This window comes from Cytobacillus depressus (assembly GCF_008923245.1).
Lineage (GTDB): Bacteria > Bacillota > Bacilli > Bacillales > Cytobacillaceae > Cytobacillus > Cytobacillus depressus.
This window is the reverse complement of record NZ_WBOS01000001.1, coordinates 84,590-102,148: the sequence shown is the minus strand read 5'-3', so window position 1 is coordinate 102,148 and position 17,559 is coordinate 84,590. Positions and strand designations below refer to the sequence as shown.

Annotated in this window: 16 protein-coding genes; 14 read left to right on the top strand and 2 right to left on the bottom strand. The window is 39.0% G+C overall.

Translation table 11 applies throughout. The features are described from left to right. Positions 1 to 76: 76 nt before the first annotated feature. The 12 genes from F7731_RS00430 (at position 77) to F7731_RS00375 (ending at position 12,885) form a co-directional block, all read left to right on the top strand. Positions 77 to 472, top strand: a complete 396-nt coding sequence (locus tag F7731_RS00430) for a GntR family transcriptional regulator (RefSeq protein ID WP_151532803.1) — start codon at positions 77 to 79, stop codon at positions 470 to 472. Further along, complete coding sequence (locus tag F7731_RS00425; protein WP_151532802.1) at positions 459 to 1,358, top strand: ABC transporter ATP-binding protein; 900 nt, start codon at positions 459 to 461, stop codon at positions 1,356 to 1,358. Before F7731_RS00430 ends, F7731_RS00425 begins: the two co-directional genes overlap by 14 nt. Continuing rightward, positions 1,333 to 3,282, top strand: coding sequence for a DUF6449 domain-containing protein (locus F7731_RS00420; protein WP_246197103.1), 1,950 nt, complete (start codon positions 1,333 to 1,335; stop codon positions 3,280 to 3,282). The genes F7731_RS00425 and F7731_RS00420 overlap by 26 nt, the downstream gene beginning before the upstream one ends. A 49-nt stretch (positions 3,283 to 3,331) precedes the next feature. Beyond that, positions 3,332 to 3,853, top strand: a complete 522-nt coding sequence (locus F7731_RS00415) for an RNA polymerase sigma factor (protein ID WP_246197102.1) — start codon at positions 3,332 to 3,334, stop codon at positions 3,851 to 3,853. A gap of 194 nt (positions 3,854 to 4,047) precedes the next feature. Continuing rightward, positions 4,048 to 4,734 carry a CDP-diacylglycerol--serine O-phosphatidyltransferase gene (pssA, locus tag F7731_RS00410; RefSeq protein WP_151532800.1) on the top strand — a complete coding sequence of 229 codons (687 nt, stop codon included), beginning with the start codon at positions 4,048 to 4,050 and terminating at the stop codon, positions 4,732 to 4,734. 180 nt (positions 4,735 to 4,914) lie between these two features. Continuing rightward, positions 4,915 to 5,688 (top strand): ABC transporter ATP-binding protein, encoded by a 774-nt coding sequence (locus F7731_RS00405; protein WP_151532799.1) that lies wholly within the window; start codon positions 4,915 to 4,917, stop codon positions 5,686 to 5,688. Positions 5,689 to 5,709: 21 nt separating this feature from the next. Continuing rightward, a complete protein-coding gene (locus F7731_RS00400) occupies positions 5,710 to 7,626 on the top strand; it encodes an AMP-binding protein (protein ID WP_151532798.1) in 1,917 nt (638 codons plus the stop codon). After that, the gene (locus F7731_RS00395; protein WP_151532797.1) at positions 7,626 to 8,510 is read left to right on the top strand and encodes a branched-chain amino acid ABC transporter permease; all 885 of its coding nucleotides are present in this window, start codon (positions 7,626 to 7,628) and stop codon (positions 8,508 to 8,510) included. Before F7731_RS00400 ends, F7731_RS00395 begins: the two co-directional genes overlap by 1 nt. 4 nt (positions 8,511 to 8,514) lie before the next feature. Next, the gene (locus tag F7731_RS00390; protein ID WP_151532796.1) at positions 8,515 to 9,576 is read left to right on the top strand and encodes a branched-chain amino acid ABC transporter permease; all 1,062 of its coding nucleotides are present in this window, start codon (positions 8,515 to 8,517) and stop codon (positions 9,574 to 9,576) included. A gap of 96 nt (positions 9,577 to 9,672) precedes the next feature. Further along, positions 9,673 to 10,845 carry an ABC transporter substrate-binding protein gene (locus F7731_RS00385; protein WP_151532795.1) on the top strand — a complete coding sequence of 391 codons (1,173 nt, stop codon included), beginning with the start codon at positions 9,673 to 9,675 and terminating at the stop codon, positions 10,843 to 10,845. Positions 10,846 to 10,951: 106 nt separating this feature from the next. Further along, entirely contained in the window at positions 10,952 to 11,713 is a 762-nt protein-coding gene (locus F7731_RS00380) for an ABC transporter ATP-binding protein (RefSeq protein WP_151533679.1), read from the top strand. Further along, positions 11,713 to 12,885: a phenylacetate--CoA ligase family protein gene (locus F7731_RS00375; protein WP_151532794.1), complete on the top strand. Its 1,173-nt coding sequence runs from the start codon at positions 11,713 to 11,715 to the stop codon at positions 12,883 to 12,885. Before F7731_RS00380 ends, F7731_RS00375 begins: the two co-directional genes overlap by 1 nt. Before the next feature lie 221 nt (positions 12,886 to 13,106). Here the strand turns inward: F7731_RS00375 and F7731_RS00370 are convergent, their stop codons facing one another. Then, entirely contained in the window at positions 13,107 to 15,149 is a 2,043-nt protein-coding gene (locus tag F7731_RS00370; protein ID WP_151532793.1) for a molybdopterin-containing oxidoreductase family protein, read from the bottom strand. 204 nt (positions 15,150 to 15,353) lie between these two features. Between F7731_RS00370 and F7731_RS00365 the strand changes: the two genes are divergently transcribed. Together F7731_RS00365 and F7731_RS00360 are read left to right on the top strand one after the other, a co-directional pair. After that, positions 15,354 to 15,734, top strand: coding sequence for a P1 family peptidase (locus F7731_RS00365; RefSeq protein WP_151532792.1), 381 nt, complete (start codon positions 15,354 to 15,356; stop codon positions 15,732 to 15,734). Positions 15,735 to 16,130: 396 nt separating this feature from the next. Continuing rightward, positions 16,131 to 17,195: a M14 family zinc carboxypeptidase gene (locus tag F7731_RS00360; protein WP_151532791.1), complete on the top strand. Its 1,065-nt coding sequence runs from the start codon at positions 16,131 to 16,133 to the stop codon at positions 17,193 to 17,195. A gap of 53 nt (positions 17,196 to 17,248) precedes the next feature. Here the strand turns inward: F7731_RS00360 and F7731_RS00355 are convergent, their stop codons facing one another. Continuing rightward, positions 17,249 to 17,458 (bottom strand): methionine aminopeptidase, encoded by a 210-nt coding sequence (locus tag F7731_RS00355; protein ID WP_151532790.1) that lies wholly within the window; start codon positions 17,456 to 17,458, stop codon positions 17,249 to 17,251. Positions 17,459 to 17,559: the final 101 nt, after the last annotated feature.

Sequence of the window (17,559 nt, the reverse complement as noted above, 5' to 3'; positions counted from 1 at the left end):
ACTTATCATATAATCTAACTGTATTAACTGTACTATGTATCATAGTACACTAGGTACAGATTGGAGGGATCCATACATGTTTGAGCTGGATGTGAGAAGCCGAAAGCCGATCTATGAACAATTGGTTGAGCGGCTTAAAGAGCTGATCATTACGGAAATATTAAAAGCAGACGAACAGCTGCCATCAGTGAGAACACTAGCCCAACAGCTGACAATCAATCCAAATACAATCCAAAAGGCATATCGCGAATTAGAAACACAAGGCTATATTTATTCCATTAAAGGAAAAGGCAGCTTTGTCAGTCCGGCCAGTCCTTCTCCAGATGCCGAAAAACTTTCGAAAGTGAAATCAGAACTGATGAAGCTGCTTTCAGAAGCAATGTACCTTGGGATGACTGTGGATGATTTATTCATAATCATTCAAGAGGTCGAGGCCACCGTCGGAGGAGGGGGAGACAATGATAAAAATTAGAAATGTACGCAAGTCATTTGAAAACTTAGAAGCTGTTGAAAATATGAATTTAACCGTAAACAAAGGCTCCATCTATGGGCTGCTCGGTTCAAACGGAGCGGGAAAGACGACTCTATTAAAATTAATAGGTGGCATTTACGTTCAAGACGATGGAGCTATTATGATAGATGATCAGTCGGTCTATGAAAATACTGACATAAAGCAGAGGGTTTTCTTTATACAGGATATTCCGTATTTTCTGCCGCAATATACGGTTAAGCAAATGGCGCAATTTTATGAAAGTATATATCCTACATGGGACCAAAATCGCTTTGAAGAACTTGTTAAGACGTTTAATATGGACATACATAAAAAAGTTCATAAATTCTCTAAGGGAATTCAAAGACAAGCTGCTTTTATCCTTGGACTATCTACAAAACCGGAAGTACTTATTCTCGATGAGCCAATGGATGGGCTTGACCCTGTTATGCGCAAAAAAGTGAAGGGCCTATTAATAGAAGATGTCGCTGAACGGGAAATGACTGTGTTAATTTCCTCACATAATCTCAGAGAAGTGGAAGATTTATGTGACCATGTTGCCATTATGCATAAAGGGAAAATCATGATAGAAAAGGAACTGGATGATCTGAAATCAGATACTCATAAAATTCAAGTTGCCTTTAATGGATCCATCCCATCAGAATTCATTAAACATATGAAGATATTGCATCAGGAAAAACGAGGAAGCGTCCTTTTATTCATTGTCAATGGGAAAGAGGAAGAAATCACTGCTCACATTAAAAAGTTTAACCCGATCATATTTGATATCCTGCCGTTAACATTAGAAGAAATATTTATTTATGAAATGGGGGATGTTGGCTATGCAGTCGAAAATATCCTTGGTTAATAATGAGATCTGGAAAACAATCACTAGAAATGTTGGCTGGGTGGCCATTGTCTATTTTCTTGGTTTATTGATTGCCCTTCCATTAGAAATGTTAATGACGACTGATTCAATCTATGAAGAGCATCGTTATTTTTTCCAGGCTGATAACCTTTTCCAATATAATTCGGAAATTCAAAGTATATTGTCAATTGCTTTACCCGTTTTACTGGCTTTATTTTTATTTCGCTTTTTACAAGTAAAACAGTATAGCGACTTTATGCATAGCCTGCCAATAAAGAGAGACCGAATTTATCATATGTTCGCCATTTCGGGCATCGTAATTTTAATCATCCCAGTTTTATTAAATGCGTTAATCATTTTTGCCCTTTATACACCATTACATTTATACGATTTTTTATCGATTAGCGATATTTTCGAATGGCTTGGCATTACCATAATGGTCAATCTGCTTCTTTATATGGCAGCGGTCTTCACGGGAATGGTTACAGGTTTATCAACGGTCCAAGGTGCTCTAACATACATTATGCTTCTGCTGCCAATTGGGCTGATCGTCTTGCTAGGCTTTAATTTACCATTTTACTTATACGGATTCCCAGATCAATATTTTATGGAAAGCAAGATTGAAGCATTTTCTCCGTTAGTAGCTTTAAGTCTATTAAGGGATAGACCATTAGGACCAGCAGAAATTGTTATATATATTTTGCTAATCTTCATGCTTTACTCATTATCATTATGGGTTTATAAACACAGAAAGCTTGAAGCTGTCTCACAGGCGCTAATTTTTCCATTTTTGAAGCCTATCTTTAAGTACGGGGTTACATTTTGCTTCATGTTATTAGGAGGAACGTACTTTGGGAGAATGGAAGAAGGGAGCATTTGGCTAGTAACAGGTTATATTTTTGGCGCCATTATCGGATTTGCCTTATCAGAGATGGTACTGCAAAAATCGTGGAGGATTATCATTCATATTCGGGGGCTATTTATTTATGCCTGTTCAATGGCTGTACTTGTTATTCTCTTTCAGTTTGATTTCACCCAATATGAGAAAAATATTCCGAATACAAGCGAAATCGAAGGGGTCCATTTTAGCAATAGTTTCTATTATTATCGCAATGGCGATCAACCGTATTATTTGCAGGATTTGGAAAATATCGATTTGATTAGAAGGCTCCATAAGGAAATTGTCGCTAATAAGGGCGATAACAATCATAATAGTGAAAATGCTTTTTTTGTTTACAAGCTTAAAAATGGGAAAAGCATCGTTCGAAATTATGAGATTGATCAAAAGAAATATGCTCATTTCTATAAATTGATTTACGAAACATCTGAGTATAAAAGGGTGACAAATGAAATTTTCAATGTAAAAGAAGATCAGATTGAAAAAGTTTCGGTTCATCCGTATGGCCCGATTAATAAGAGGGCAGTTATTGCCGACTCTTCTGAAATAAAAGAATTCATAGCCATTTTAAAAGATGAAATTAACGATGCTACTTATGAAGACATGCGGGATAACCGTGATGCATACGCTATAATTGAGCTTTTACAGCAGGATGACGAAACCGTTACCGAGCCATGGCGCGTTAATTATAAAAGGCTAGAACAATGGCTTGATGAAAAAGGATTATTGGAGAATGCACGTGTAAATGCTTCTGATATTTCGATTGCATATATAGCCCGAAAAGATGATTTGGAAATAGACCATAGAGGATACTCCCATGAGGAGGTATTCGCGCAAATGAAAAAGCTAGGAAAGGTACTGAAAATAACAGACAAAACACAGCTGGAAATAAGTCTAGAGAATACACAGGGCTATATTGGCGGATCATATATCGTTGCATTTTACTATCAAAATGAACGGTCCATCGATATTAAAAGCTTTAGCAGTGAGCGGGTTCCTGAATTTGTGAAGCAATACTTCGAATAGATTTCTGTTTATGATTAAGAAAGAGCATGGCCGAGAGGGGGAATGAAAGGTGGATGTTTGTTCTATTGATATGAGGGAAATTTGTGATCTGTATTATAAACGGCTTTTCCATGTGGCATTTTGTATAACTAGGGACCATCACTTGGCCGAAGATGTTGTCCAGGAAACGTTTCTTAAAGCCTATCAAAAAATCCACACCATTCAAGATAAGGAGAAAATGGGTTCTTGGCTTTCTGCCATTACGACAAGAACGGCCATTGATTTTATTAGAAAAGAGAAAAAAACGACAGAGAGACTGGCAGTCGGAACAGATTTAGAAAATACGAAGATTACTATGAGTCAAAACGTAGAGCAAGAAGTAGAGTTGAATTTCATGCAGGAACAAATTCAAGATGCCGTCAATTCCCTCTCACCTGATCAAAAACGTATGTTTCTATTAAAAATAAGCCACGGACTAAAAGAAAAAGAAATTGCTGATTTATTGATGCTCAATCAAAATACTGTAAAAACAAAACTTTACAGAATTCGAAAATACTTAAAAGCAATGATCCTTGAGAAGGGCTTTGCTTAATAGCCAAAAATAATGAAGGTTCCGTTAGAGTATAATAAACGGAACCTTTTTATTTTTTTGAGAAAACATATTTCAGAGTTTATTGCTCAAACAAAGGAAAAAAGTGTTATAATCTTTTTTATTACGTAATAAATATATGTGAAATAAAGGAAATAGTCTTGATTAAGAACATTTAATAGGAGAGATCAAAACTTGTGAGAATAACAAAAGCAATTCCCAATATGGTTACACTCGGAAATTTATACTGCGGATTTTTATCAATTGGTTTTGCAGCTAAAGGCGAGTTTAAGAACGCCGCTATCTTAATATTAATTGGCATGATGCTTGACAGTATTGACGGAAGATTGGCACGTATGCTGCAAGCAGATAGCGAATTAGGTAAACAGCTCGATTCATTAGCTGATATCGTCACATTTGGAGTAGCGCCATCATTTTTAGTTTATTATACATACTTTTTTCAATTCGGTATTTTAGGATTAGCCGTAGCAGGATTATTCCCATTATTCGGCGCGTATCGCTTGGCAAGATTCAATATTAGCTCAAGCAAAGCGTCCTTAAACTATTTCGTAGGAGTCCCGATCACTGCTGCCGGAGGAATCTTAGCCATCCTTACGTTGTTCGGCGATAAAATTCCTCATATCATTACAACAGTAGTCTTCACGGGCATGTGTTTTCTAATGGTTAGCAAAATTAGAATCCCAAGCCTCAAGGAAGTTCCACTGCCAAAGTATGGAACTATCGTCACAATATTTATTGGCTGCCTGTTATATGTTATTTACAAAAAAGGCCAGTTCCCAGATTTAATGTACATCGCAACACCGCTTTATATTGCCTATGTAGCCTATCGATTTGTGAAAGGGAAGAATAGGAAGCATGATTGAATAAGGACCTTAGAAAAAGAATGGACATCCGATTGGATATTCATTCTTTTTTCAATTTTCAGCGCAATAATGTTTATTTAGGAAACGTAGCATTTAAAAGAGGAAAAAACAAATTTAACATAGAATATAAACAATATTCGGAATTTTAAAATTAATATATTAAAATTAGGGGGAAGATGATTGGGCGGCATTTTAGAAATCAAAGATCTAACTTTACAATTCGGGGGTGTCATAGCTTTAGATCATGTTTCATATAAAGTAAAGGCAGGTGAGATCTTTTCACTTATCGGGCCGAATGGGGCTGGAAAGACTAGTATGTTGAATTGTATTAGCGGTTTGTACAGGCCATCGGAAGGTTCAATTTTGTTTAAAGGGGAAGTGATTACGCGGTATAAGCCTCATAAACGGGCCCATCTTGGGATTGCGAGAGCTTTTCAAAATATTGAGCTGTTTCCTCATTTATCAGTTTTGGACAATTTAATGCTTGGCAGGCATGTCCGTATGAAAACCGGTGTGCTATCAGGGGGGCTTTATTGGGGCAAAGCTCAAAGGGAGGAAGTCGAACATCGCGAAAAAATCGAGAAAGTAATCGATTTCCTGGAAATTGAACATATTCGTGACACTCCAGTCGGGCGGCTTTCGTATGGATTGCAAAAACGTGTGGAGGTTGGAAGGGCACTTGCCTTAGAGCCAGAAATCCTCTTATTAGATGAGCCGATGGCCGGAATGAATAGTGAGGAAAAAGAAGACATGGCCCGCTATATTATCGATATTCATGAAGAAATGAACAAAACGATTATTTTAATTGAACATGATATGGGTGTCGTCATGGACCTTTCCGATCACATTGCCGTTTTAGATTTTGGTAGATTAATTGGCTATGGGACTCCGAATGAAATTCAAAATAATGACAAAGTGATTGAAGCATATTTAGGAGAAGAAAATGTAGGTTAGGATTGGGGAGGTTTTGCATTCATGTCCAGCTCAAATAAGACGTTTCCGCAAAGTTTACTAGAGTGGGCAAGTAAAGCCAGTGATCATGTGGCTTTAAGAGAGAAGGATTTTGGTATATGGAATGAAATCACGTATGAAGCCTATTTAGAACAGGTCAAGTTTCTTAGTCTTGGCTTTTCAAAGCTCGGTATTCAAAGAGGAGATAAAGTTGCGATCATTGGAGATAATCGGCCTGAATGGGTCATGAGTGAGTTAGCCGTTCAATCTTTAGGAGGAATTTCTGTCGGTATTTATCAGGAATCGCTTCCTAATGAAATTAGCTATATTTTAGACCATAGTGATGCAACAATTGTCGTTGTAGAAGATCAGGAACAGGTTGATAAAGTTTTTGAAATTAGAGAAGAAATTCCAAAGGTAAAAAAAATAATCTATTATGACCCAAGGGGGATGAGAAACTATCAGGATGAGGCAGTCATAAGCTTTCAAGAAGTTCAAGCACTCGGAAAAGAATTCGCTGCAGATCAACCTCTATACTTTGAGAAGGAAGTACAGAAGGGGACAGAGCATGATATTGCGATCTTCTGTTATACTTCCGGAACAACTGGCAATCCAAAAGGAACGATGTTAACGTATAAGAATTTGCTAGACATGGCAAAAAACCTTTCAACAATAGACCCTCTAACAGAAAAGGATGAATATGTCTCCTTTTTGCCACTCGCCTGGATCGGGGAACAAATGATGACAATGGCGATGGGCCTTTATAATGGCATAACCATCAACTTCCCAGAAGAACCTACCACCGTATTAGACAACCTGCGAGAAATTGGACCTCAAGTAATGTTTTCACCACCAAGAATATATGAAGATATGCTTTCAAAATTCCAAGTAAAAATTCAAGATGCTGGCTGGCTAAAAAGAAAAATGTACGAATGGTGCAAGCCGATTGGGCAAAAAGTCGCTCATGCTCATTTTGAAAATCGACCTGTTTCTTTTCGGACAAAACTGCAATATAAAATTGCGGATTATTTTATGTTTAGTGCCATTAGAGATCATCTCGGTCTATTGAATATGAAGCGGGCCTATACGGGTGGGGCTCCACTCGGGCCGGATGTCTTTGAATTTTTCCATAGTATTGGTGTAAATGTTAAAAGCATTTATGGGCAAACCGAAGTATCTGGCATTGCCATCGTACATCGCGACGGTGATATTAAATTGGATAGTGTTGGGATTCCGCTTCCCGGAACAGAGGTGAAGATCTCTGAAGAGGGAGAAATTCTTATTAGAAGCTCGAGCATTTGTAAAGGGTACTACAAAAATGAAAATTCATCGAAGGAAACAATTCAATCTGGTTGGCTGCATTCTGGGGATGCCGGGAGAGTCGATGAAGAAGGTCATTTATATGTCATTGACCGTATTAAAGATGTCATTCGCTTGGAGTCAGGTGAAATGTTCTCGCCGCAGTTTATCGAGAATAAATTGAAATTTAGTTCGTACATTCAAGAAGCTGTCGCCATTGGGAAGGATCGACCTTATGTCGTAGCTATGATTAATATTGATATGGAAAATGTCGGCCGCTGGGCAGAGAAAAACCAAATCAGCTACACGACATATACAGATTTGTCTTCAAAACGAGAAGTGTTAGCGCTCATTCAAAAACAAGTAAATGAAATTAATCAAACCTTACCTGAGAAGGCACGGGTAAAAAAGTTTGTTCTTCTCTATAAGGAGCTTGACGCAGATGATGAAGAATTAACACGAACGAAAAAGGTTAGAAGACAGTTTGTCGCTCAAAAATATGAAGCATTAATCAATGGAATGTACACAGAAAACGAGCAAATAAAAGTGGAAGGGAAAATAAGATATCGAGATGGAAACGAGCAAACAATTCATACGACACTTCAAGTGATTTTCATGGGTGAAGGCGAGGGAGCTGCTTAATGGTCTTTTTTTTGCAAATGCTTGTGACAGGCATTGTTGTAGGTAGTGTATATGCCTTAGTTGCACTTGGTTTTGTCCTAATCTATAAATCTAGCGATGCAATCAATTTTGCGCAAGGGGAATTTTTATTAATTGGAACGTATGTATGTCTTACTTTGATTACAGCTTATAATATTCCTTTTATTGCTGCATTGCTTATTGCGTTGATGTTTAGTGCCGTCCTGGGTTTTGCTATCGAGAGAATAGTCTTACGGCCATTTATCGGTGAGCCGGTAATTTCGATGATCATGGCAACGATCGGATTATCTAGTGTTCTAGCAGGTTTTGTTCATATTATTTGGGGACATGAAACCCGTGTATTCCCAAAGGTCTTTTCTGAACAGCCTGTTCAATTAGGAAAAGTTGTTGTTGCTCCAGTTTATTTATGGTCCTTGCTGATTGTTGTAATCATGCTCGTTATTTTTACGCTATTTTTCAAATACTCGAAGCTTGGTATTGCGATGCGTGCAACAGCAGATGATCAGCAGGCAGCCATGTCGATGGGGATTAGTGTAAAGATGATTTTTGCGGTTGCCTGGGCAATTGCCGCGGTTGTTTCGGCTGTTGGCGGAATTCTGCTCGGCAATATTAATGGAGTGAATGCATCTCTGTCAGCAATTGGCTTGAAAGTACTGCCGGTTGCGATTCTCGGTGGATTGGATAGTATTCCAGGAGCCATCATCGGGGGACTTATTATCGGGGTTATTGAAAGTATGACAGGCGGATATTTAGATCCGTTAGTCGGCGGCGGCTTAAAAGAAGTCATGCCCTTTGTCATCTTAGTGTTTATTCTCATGTTTAAGCCATATGGACTATTTGGCAAAAAAGAGATTGAGAGGGTGTGATGGCATGAAAAATCCCTTTGTGATGGGCTGTGGAGAATTCCATGTAAATTATAAGGAAGATATGGCCATTTGGAAAATTTCCCGCGTAAGAATACGTGTCTTTATTATGCTTGCACTATTGGCGATCTTTCCACTGCTTGCGTCCGATTATGTTGTAGGACTTGCGACATTATGCGGGATTGCGGCAATTGGAGCCATTGGATTGAATATATTAACGGGATTTACTGGGCAAATTTCGATCGGAGTTGGAGCATTTTTAGGTGTCGGCGGCTATACATCAGCTATTTTAACAGCAAAGCTCGGGTTAAGCTTTTGGATTGCAATGCCGACAGCTGGAATTATTACGGCCATTGTTGGCGGGCTATTTGGCTTACCGTCCTTAAGATTAAAAGGGCTTTATTTAGCGATTGCGACATTGGCAGCGCAAGTTATCATCCTGTTTGTCATATCAAGATGGGATTCTTTGACAGGCGGTACAGCAGGGATGGTCCTTTCACGGCCAGAAATTGGCGGATTTATTTTTCATAGTGAGACGAGCTATTACTACTTAATATTTATCGTGCTGATCATTACAACGCTGTTTACATTAAATCTTTTCCGCTCAAGGGTTGGCAGGGCCTTTATTGCTGTACGCGATAGAGATATTGCTGCTGAAGTCATAGGCATTGATCTATTTAAGTATAAAGTGCTTGCCTTTATTGTCAGCTCATTCTTTGTAGGCGTAGCTGGTGCTTTGCTTGGTCATTACACAATGGTCGTTAGCCCAGAGCTGTACAGCATTTCTGTTTCCATTGAATATTTAGCCATTATTCTTGTCGGGGGATTGGGAAGTGTATTCGGTTCCATCTATGGAGCGGTATTCATTACATTATTGCCGGTCATCCTTCGTTCAGGGGTTGAGTTGTTAAGCGGCTTATTCCCGGATATTTCGAATGTGCTTGTCGGCATGAAAGAAGTCGTATTTGGCCTAGTCATTATTTTATTCCTTATTTATGAACCAGAGGGACTCGCAAAAATATGGAAAAACATTAAAGATTATTTCAGACTGTGGCCATTCTCATATTAGCTAATTCATTGTTTAAAACATTTGAAGCAGCAATTTTATAGAGAAATAGCTTCAAATTTTTAATGATTTTATTCAAAAGTAAAGAGGGGGAAAACGATGAGGAAGTTTTGGGCTGTTTTGTTAGTGTTGATGTTAGGCGTACTTTCAGCATGTTCAGGCGGAGAGAAAAGCTCAGGCGATACGAAAGGGACGATAAAAATTGGCGGCATCTTTGACATTACAGGTGGTACAGGTGATGTCGGTACTCCATATGCAGAAGGAGAAAAAGCCTTTTTTGAATATTTAGCTGTAAAAGGTGATGTCAACGGCTATAAAGTAGAGCTAATTGGGGATGATTACGCTTATAAAATCCCTGAGGCGCAAAAGCTTTATCAAAAATTGAAATCGAAGGATAAGGTGTCGGCGATTTTAGGATGGGGCACTGGTGATACAGAGGCGCTTCGCCAACAGATCGCAGCGGATAAGCTTCCATACATATCTGCTTCCTATTCTGAAAACTTAAAAAACATACAAGATAGCCCATACAACTTCTTAGCTGCCGCGTCGTATTCAGACCAAGCACGCTCTGTTCTTAAATGGATTAAAGATAATCATAGCGGTGGAACACCGACAGTAGCGTTAATTTATAATGATTCCGCTTTCGGAAAATCTCCAATTGAAGATGCGAAAAACTATGCAAAGGAAATTGGCGTAGAAGTGGTTGACGAACAAATCGTCGAGCTGCAAGCGCTTGATGCGACTTCTCAATTATTAAATATGGAAAAGAAAAACCCTGACTATGCGATCATTCAGCAAACTTGGGGGGCAACTGCGACAATCTTAAAGGATGCGAAAAAGCTTGGACTTGATACGCAATTTATCGGATTAAACTGGGCAACTGGTGAAGGCTTGCTTCCAATCGCAGGTGATGCCGCTGAAGGCTTTATCGGGGTAGTGACACATGCATTCCCATATGAAGATCTCTCTGGAATGGCTGAAATAAAGACGTTTTTAGAAGGAAAAGGTGAAAAGCTAGAAGATAAAAACCAAAAGTTTATTCAAGGCTGGGTCTCCGCAAAAATTATGGTTGAAGGCATGAAGCTTGCGGATGATCCAACGACTGGTGAAGGGATCCGCGCCGGATTAGAGAAATTATCAAACCTTGATTTAGGTGGATTAGCAGCACCAGTATCATTCTCCGCTGATAATCATGCAGGAACCCATCAAGTTCGTCTAGCAGAAGTAAAAGAAGGGAAATTTAAAGTTTTCACTGATTATATTGGATATTAATTTGATGAGGGGGCGTTTTAATAACGCTCCTTTTCTAAAAGGGAAAGTGGACTTGGAGCTGGAGAGTAAGGGGGAAGATTTTCTAACAATTAATAATGTTGAAGTCATGTACGATCGAGTCATTCTTGTGTTAAAAGGAATGTCAATGGTTGTGCCAAAAGGGAAGATTGTTGCCCTTTTAGGGAGCAATGGAGCAGGTAAAACAACGACGCTGAAAGCGATCTCTGGGCTTTTGAAAAGTGAAAATGGTGAAGTGACAGATGGGTTTATAGAGTTATATGGGGAACGAATTGATGTGAGCGATGCTGAAACGATTGTCAAAAAAGGAATTTTTCAATGTATGGAAGGACGCCGTGTATTTGAACAATTGACGGTAGAGGAAAATTTAATTGCCGGAGCTCATACTCGAAAAGATCGGAAAAATATTAAAGATGATATTCAAAAGGTATATCATTACTTCCCGAAGCTAGAAATGTTAAAAAATCGCCAAGCAGGCTATTTATCGGGAGGCGAGCAACAAATGCTGGCAATCGGCAGAGGAATTATGGCAAAGCCTAAAGTGCTGCTATTAGATGAGCCATCTCTTGGGCTAGCTCCGCTGCTCGTGAAAGAAATCTTTGCTATCATCAAAAAAATTAATGAAGAGGAAGGAACAACTATTTTAGTAGTCGAACAAAATGCGAATGTGGCGTTATCGATTGCGGATTATGGCTACATAATGGAAAACGGGCGCATCGTCATGGACGGAACCGTTGAACGTTTACTAGTTAATCAAGATGTCCGTGAATTTTATTTAGGGATGAGCGACAAAGGAAGAAAAAACTATCGAAATATTAAATCGTATAAAAGAAGAAAGAGGTGGCTGTAATGGAGGCACTGGAACAAGTGATCCACTATGCCTATCAACATGCAACGGGATTTAGAGAGAGGCTGGATAAGGCAGAAATTTCTCCTGATGATATTCAATCTATTAGTGATTTAGAGAAAATTCCCGTTTTAATAAAGGACCAATTACCCGAGCTACAAAGCAAAAATGCCCCCTTTGGTCAATTAACAACTGTTCCGGCTGTTGAAATGGCGAGAATATTTATGTCTCCTGGTCCGATTTATGACCCACAAACACATGAGCAAGATTTTTGGCGTTTTTCAGAAGCACTTGACGTTGCTGGATTTACCAATGAAGATATCGTGCAAAATACATTTTCCTATCATCTATCCCCAGCAGGCTTTATGTTCGATTCGGCATTAAGGGAACTAGGGGCAACAGTCATTCCAGCGGGAACTGGAAATCGTGAATTGCAAATTCAAGTAATGAAGGATTTACAAGTAACTGGTTATACAGGAACACCAAGCTTCTTCGCGATTCTATTAGATGCAATCGAAGAAAAAGGATGGAGTATCGGAAAAGAGATTCATCTGAAAAAAGTATTCTTTACCGCTGAAAGGCTGACAAATGAATTAAGAAAAAGATGTGAAGAGAATAATATTGCCGTCTTTGAAGGATACGGCACAGCAGATTGCGGTTGTATTGCTTATGAAGATAAACAGGGGCCAGGCTTAAAAGTATCGCATACAGCTATCGTGCAAATTTGCGATCCCCATTCAGGAAAGGAAGTAACTTCTGGAGAAGGTGAAATCGTTGTAACATTATTCGATAAAAGCTATCCGCTCATTCGCTTTGGTACTGGTGATCTTTCACGATGGGTAGATGGCTATGAAGGCAAGAGGATAGCTGGAATCCTTGGAAGAGTTAGCGATGGGATCAAAGTCAAGGGTATGTTTGTTAGAGAAAAGCAGCTTGCACTTGTTTTAGAGGAAGCAGGGTACAGGACCTTCCAAGCCATCGTAACAAGTAAAAATAACCAGGACTCATTTGAAATAATCATAGAATCCGAGGAAGAAATTGCTGGCGATCTCATGAACAAGTTACAAAATGTTATCCGTGTCACACCAACTATGAGGAGGGTATTACCTGGTACGATTGAAAAAAATGAAAAGCGTTTGCTGGATAAAAGATTATATGATTTGAAGAATGTGTAAAAAGAATGGGATTGTCTCTCATTCTTTTTTTCTATGCAAACTATCCGTCATGAGGGTCATGACGGACAGTTCTGTTTTTGGTTACTTCTAAGGACAAAAACTACATATCTGTTTCATGGACCGCGTTTCCGCAGGTCACCGTCCAAAACGCTTCCCATGACTACTTCATAGCACCGATTTTCATAGGCCACCTAGTTTTACTAGTGCATTAACCATTAACCTTACCTAATTTTCTCCACCTGTACACGGCCGGAAAAGAATGTTGCGCCGCCGCCAATATCGGAAAGGCGGTCTGGCGTTAATGAGTTGACATGCTGTTTCTTGCCGGGAGCATCTGCCCATAATCCTTGGGAGACGGCCACACCGGGGAGGACATTTTCACCAACAACTGCCTTCAGCTCACATTCTCCACGATGATTCCAAACACGGACAACTTCACCATCTTCAATGTTTAAGCGGTGTGCATCCTCTTGATTGATATGAATTTTTGCTTCCTTTTCAAGGGAAACATGCTTTTCATTGTTTGAAAAAGTAGAGTTTAAGAAATTATGATTTGGTGCTGGAATGAATAAAAATGGTAGATCGCTATCTTTTATTATTGGTATATAGGTTGGCAACCCTGGTTGCCCATCTTGGACCATTTTTTCTGAGTAAAGCTCAATTTTTCCACTTGGAGTAGCCAGTTTTCCAGGGAAAAGAGGCTTCACAGCGGCTTTCAAATATTGCTTTTCTACTAAATCTTCATAAGTAATATGCGAGATATAAGGATTTTCCGGATGATCAAGTGCTTCCGCGATTAGCTCAGCTTCAGTTGCTTTAAGGGTCGGTTCGTCAAAGCCCATTCCTTCAGCTAACAAACGGAACATTTCAACATTAGATTTCGACTCTTCATACGGCTCGATGACAGGCTGCTGAAGCTGAATAAAATGGTGCCAGTAAGATGTATAGAAATCGGTATTTTCAAAGGCAGATGTTGCCGGTAATATGATGTCCGCGTATTTCGCTGTTTCAGTCATGAATAAATCATGAACGACAATAAATAAATCTTCTCGCTCTAATCCTCTTCTAACCATATTTCCTTCTGGTGCAACGACCGCTGGATTGCAGCTGTACACAAATAAAGACTTCACAGGTGGATCTAATTCCAGCAGCGCTTTGCCAAGCTGATTCATATTAATGACACGCGTATTTTTATTTTGCAATAAATCAGGACGCTGCAGTTTTTCTGCATTGTGGGCTAAGTAGCTCGAATTCCCCTTAATAGCCCCACCGCCTTTTTCCAGCCATTGTCCGGTTATAGCAGGGAGGCAGGCGATTGTTCGGATGGCCATTCCACCATTATCATGGTGCTGAATCCCATTTCCAATCCGAATATACGAAGGAGACGTTTCGCTGTACATTTTTGCAAGCTTATATAGATCGTCAACGGGAACACCAGTAATGCCGGAAACCGTTGCAGGATCATATTGTTTTACATGTTCGCGAAGCTCTTGATGACCCACTGTATATTCTTCTAAAAATGCATCATTGGCCATATTTTCTGCGAATAAAATATGCATCAATCCAAGTGCTAAAGCAGTATCCGTACCCGGTAAAATGGGAATAAACCAGTCTGCCAGCCGGCCTGTTTGATTTTTATGAACATCAATAACAACAATTTTTGCACCATTTTTCCGCGCTTTTTGCGCTAGTGCAACTTGGTGCATATTCGTACTAACAGCGTTCACTCCCCAAAAGATGATTAACTTGGAGTGGATTGTGTCCTCTGGATCAATGCCAAAGCTGCCGCCCATTGTGTACTTGTAGCCTACTGTACCAGCTGATTGACAGATCGTGCGATCAAGCAATGAGGCCCCAAGCCGATGGAAAAAGCGGCGATCCATTCCTTCCGCTGTTAAGTTTCCCATGTTTCCATAGAAACTGTAAGGAAGTATGCTTTCTGGACCATCAGTTTGTATGAGCTCCTTCCAGTGGGAAGTAATCGTGTGGATGGCTTCTTCCCAGCTGATGCGTTCGAATTTTCCTTCTCCTTTGTGACCAATTCTTTTTAAAGGATATTTCAAACGGTTTTCATCATGTATTCTTTCAGCCATATGGCGAACTTTGTTGCAGATATTTCCTTTCGTAACCGGATGTTCTGGATCTCCTTCAACTTTAACAATCTTGCCATCCTTTTTATGCACCAAAAGCCCACATTGATCCGGGCAATCAAGTGAACATACAGATGGAAAAACTCCATTTCTTTCATGTACAAAAGAGGTCATTCTTTTTCTCCTTTTGGTAAAATTCATATTTTGCTAGTATATTATTATTAGTTGTTATTATATACAAGATTGTTATTATTTTATATATAAAAAATTCGATCATGTGCATATGCATTGAAGCTCATATAAAAAATTCAAAAGAATTTATTGTATTGCGATGTTCAAGGGCAAGTAGAGGAGTTTCCCGTAGAAAGATATCGTGGAATGAATCCTCATGATCATGGCATCTCAAAAACACCGGACGGTTCCATTATCATTGTATTAGCTACCGATCTTCCACTTAGTGACAGGCAACTTCAGAGAGTTGCGAAGCGTTGTGGAATTGGTCTTGGCAGAACAGGCAGCCATTTTAGCCATGGGAGCGGCGACATCGTTATTGCTTTTTCAAGGGCCAATAAAATTACTCACTTTTCCGAGGGGAATTTTGAACCGAGTACATACACAAGGGAGGAGCAGCCAATCTTTAATCAAATTTTCACAGCAGCCGTAGATGTAACAGAGGAAGCAATTATGAACTCTCTATCAAAGGCGGAAACAACAACAGGTAGAGATGGGGAAATTATTGAATCTCTCTTTCAAGAATAAACCGTATGGAGGGCTGTGGAATTATTCACAAGCCTTCTTTTAGTTTGAAAAATTTTCTACCCTTTGTCCCATGGTTTCTTTAATGATTCGAGCAATTCGACAAATTTTTCATGAAAACAATAGGATTTTCGGCTTATTTTTACCTCATTTAAAGTATTTCTCATGATCATATGAAACATTATAACCAATATTCTGAAATCTCTTTTTTTAGTAACTCCATAATTTATGAATTTTTATTCATATAAATGTAAAATTTATCCTAAAACAAAAAGAAAACGGGATCTTTATAAAGAATAATTTGTCTAATGAATAGGAATGTCCCTCTATTAACACGATTTCTGTCAAACCGTACAATTAACTAGTAAAGGAAAATAAAAGACAGGGAGGAATATTTCAATGAGTTTAAAAAAGAAAGTATTATCGGTTTCATTATCTAGTTTAATGGCTTTAGGTGCTGTTTCAGCTGTATCGATGCCGGTTCATGCGGTTGGGAATGGGCCAAGCGCTGGTAATGGGGCGATTCAAACGTCAATCTTGCATACATATGATAGTTTAGTTGATTATTTAAAAACGCAAGAGGCAAAACAGTCTGCAATGGAGCTCGAAATTATTGGACAAACGGTAAAAGGCCGGGATATTTATATGGCCAAATATTTGTCGAATCCAAATAATCCAACGATTCTATTTTTAACGCAGCAGCACGGGAATGAGCAGCTTACGACTGAAGGGGCGCTTGAATTTATTAAGCATTTAGGAACAGGAAAAACAAAAGGTGTACTTGATAATGTAAACGTTCTCATTATCCCGATGTTAAATGCAGATGGGGCAATGGGAGATGTTAATTTCTCTCTTGATAATTATCTGGCAGATGGGGATCGCCATTTGACTCGTTATAACGCAAATTATGTTGATTTAAACCGTGAGCATGATAAAGCCACTAACAAAATGGAACCCGAGGCAAGGGCATTGCATGAAAATGTGTTAAAGAAATATAAAATTGACTATATGATTGACCTACATCACCAAGGAACATTAAGCGAGACTGAAGGAGAGCTAGTTTCAGGTTCGATCCTTTACCCGACAACTAAGAATGTGAAGCCAGAAGTATTAGAGGGTTCCAAAAAGCTTGGTTCAGTTGTCTTTAATGCGATTGAGCCTACTGGCTGGGGACATCTTGGGAAATACGCCGGTGAAAGCACGAATAATATTGGACGTAACGGTATAGCAGCCTATTATGATATTTCCACATTATTATTTGAAATGCGGGGAATGTCTGATCACTACATTAAATCTTATGCTATTGGACAAAAAAGTAATGGATATTTAATCAAGCAAACGATTACAACATTAGACTCTACTGTCAGAGCGATTGCTGATGGATCAATTAAAAAAGCAGATACGAGCTTCTGGGATACTCTTCCTACACAAAAAAGCAGACAAGGTGAAGAATCTGACGAATAAAAATTATTTAAAAGGGGGCAGAATCATAAATAATATGATCTGTCCCTTTTCTTTTACATAAGTTCTTCCCAATCGGCATAAGAGCCACTCCCATTGCATCCAGGACAATCAAGTAAATTTCCGTAGAAGGCCATTTCATTCGCCGGATAATGCATAAAGCCTCTGCCATAGCAATCAGGGCATTTTTCCATCTCCTTCATTTGAGCGACATGGTTTTCATGCCGTGCTGCTCTCCAATTATTAAAGGCTTTAACTAACCCCATTTTAACCACCTCAACTATCTTTTTTTCTTATTTTTAATTAAAATGCCTATTTTTATACAATCGGATTATTTAGAGTTGAGGCCGATTCATTGTCAAATCAA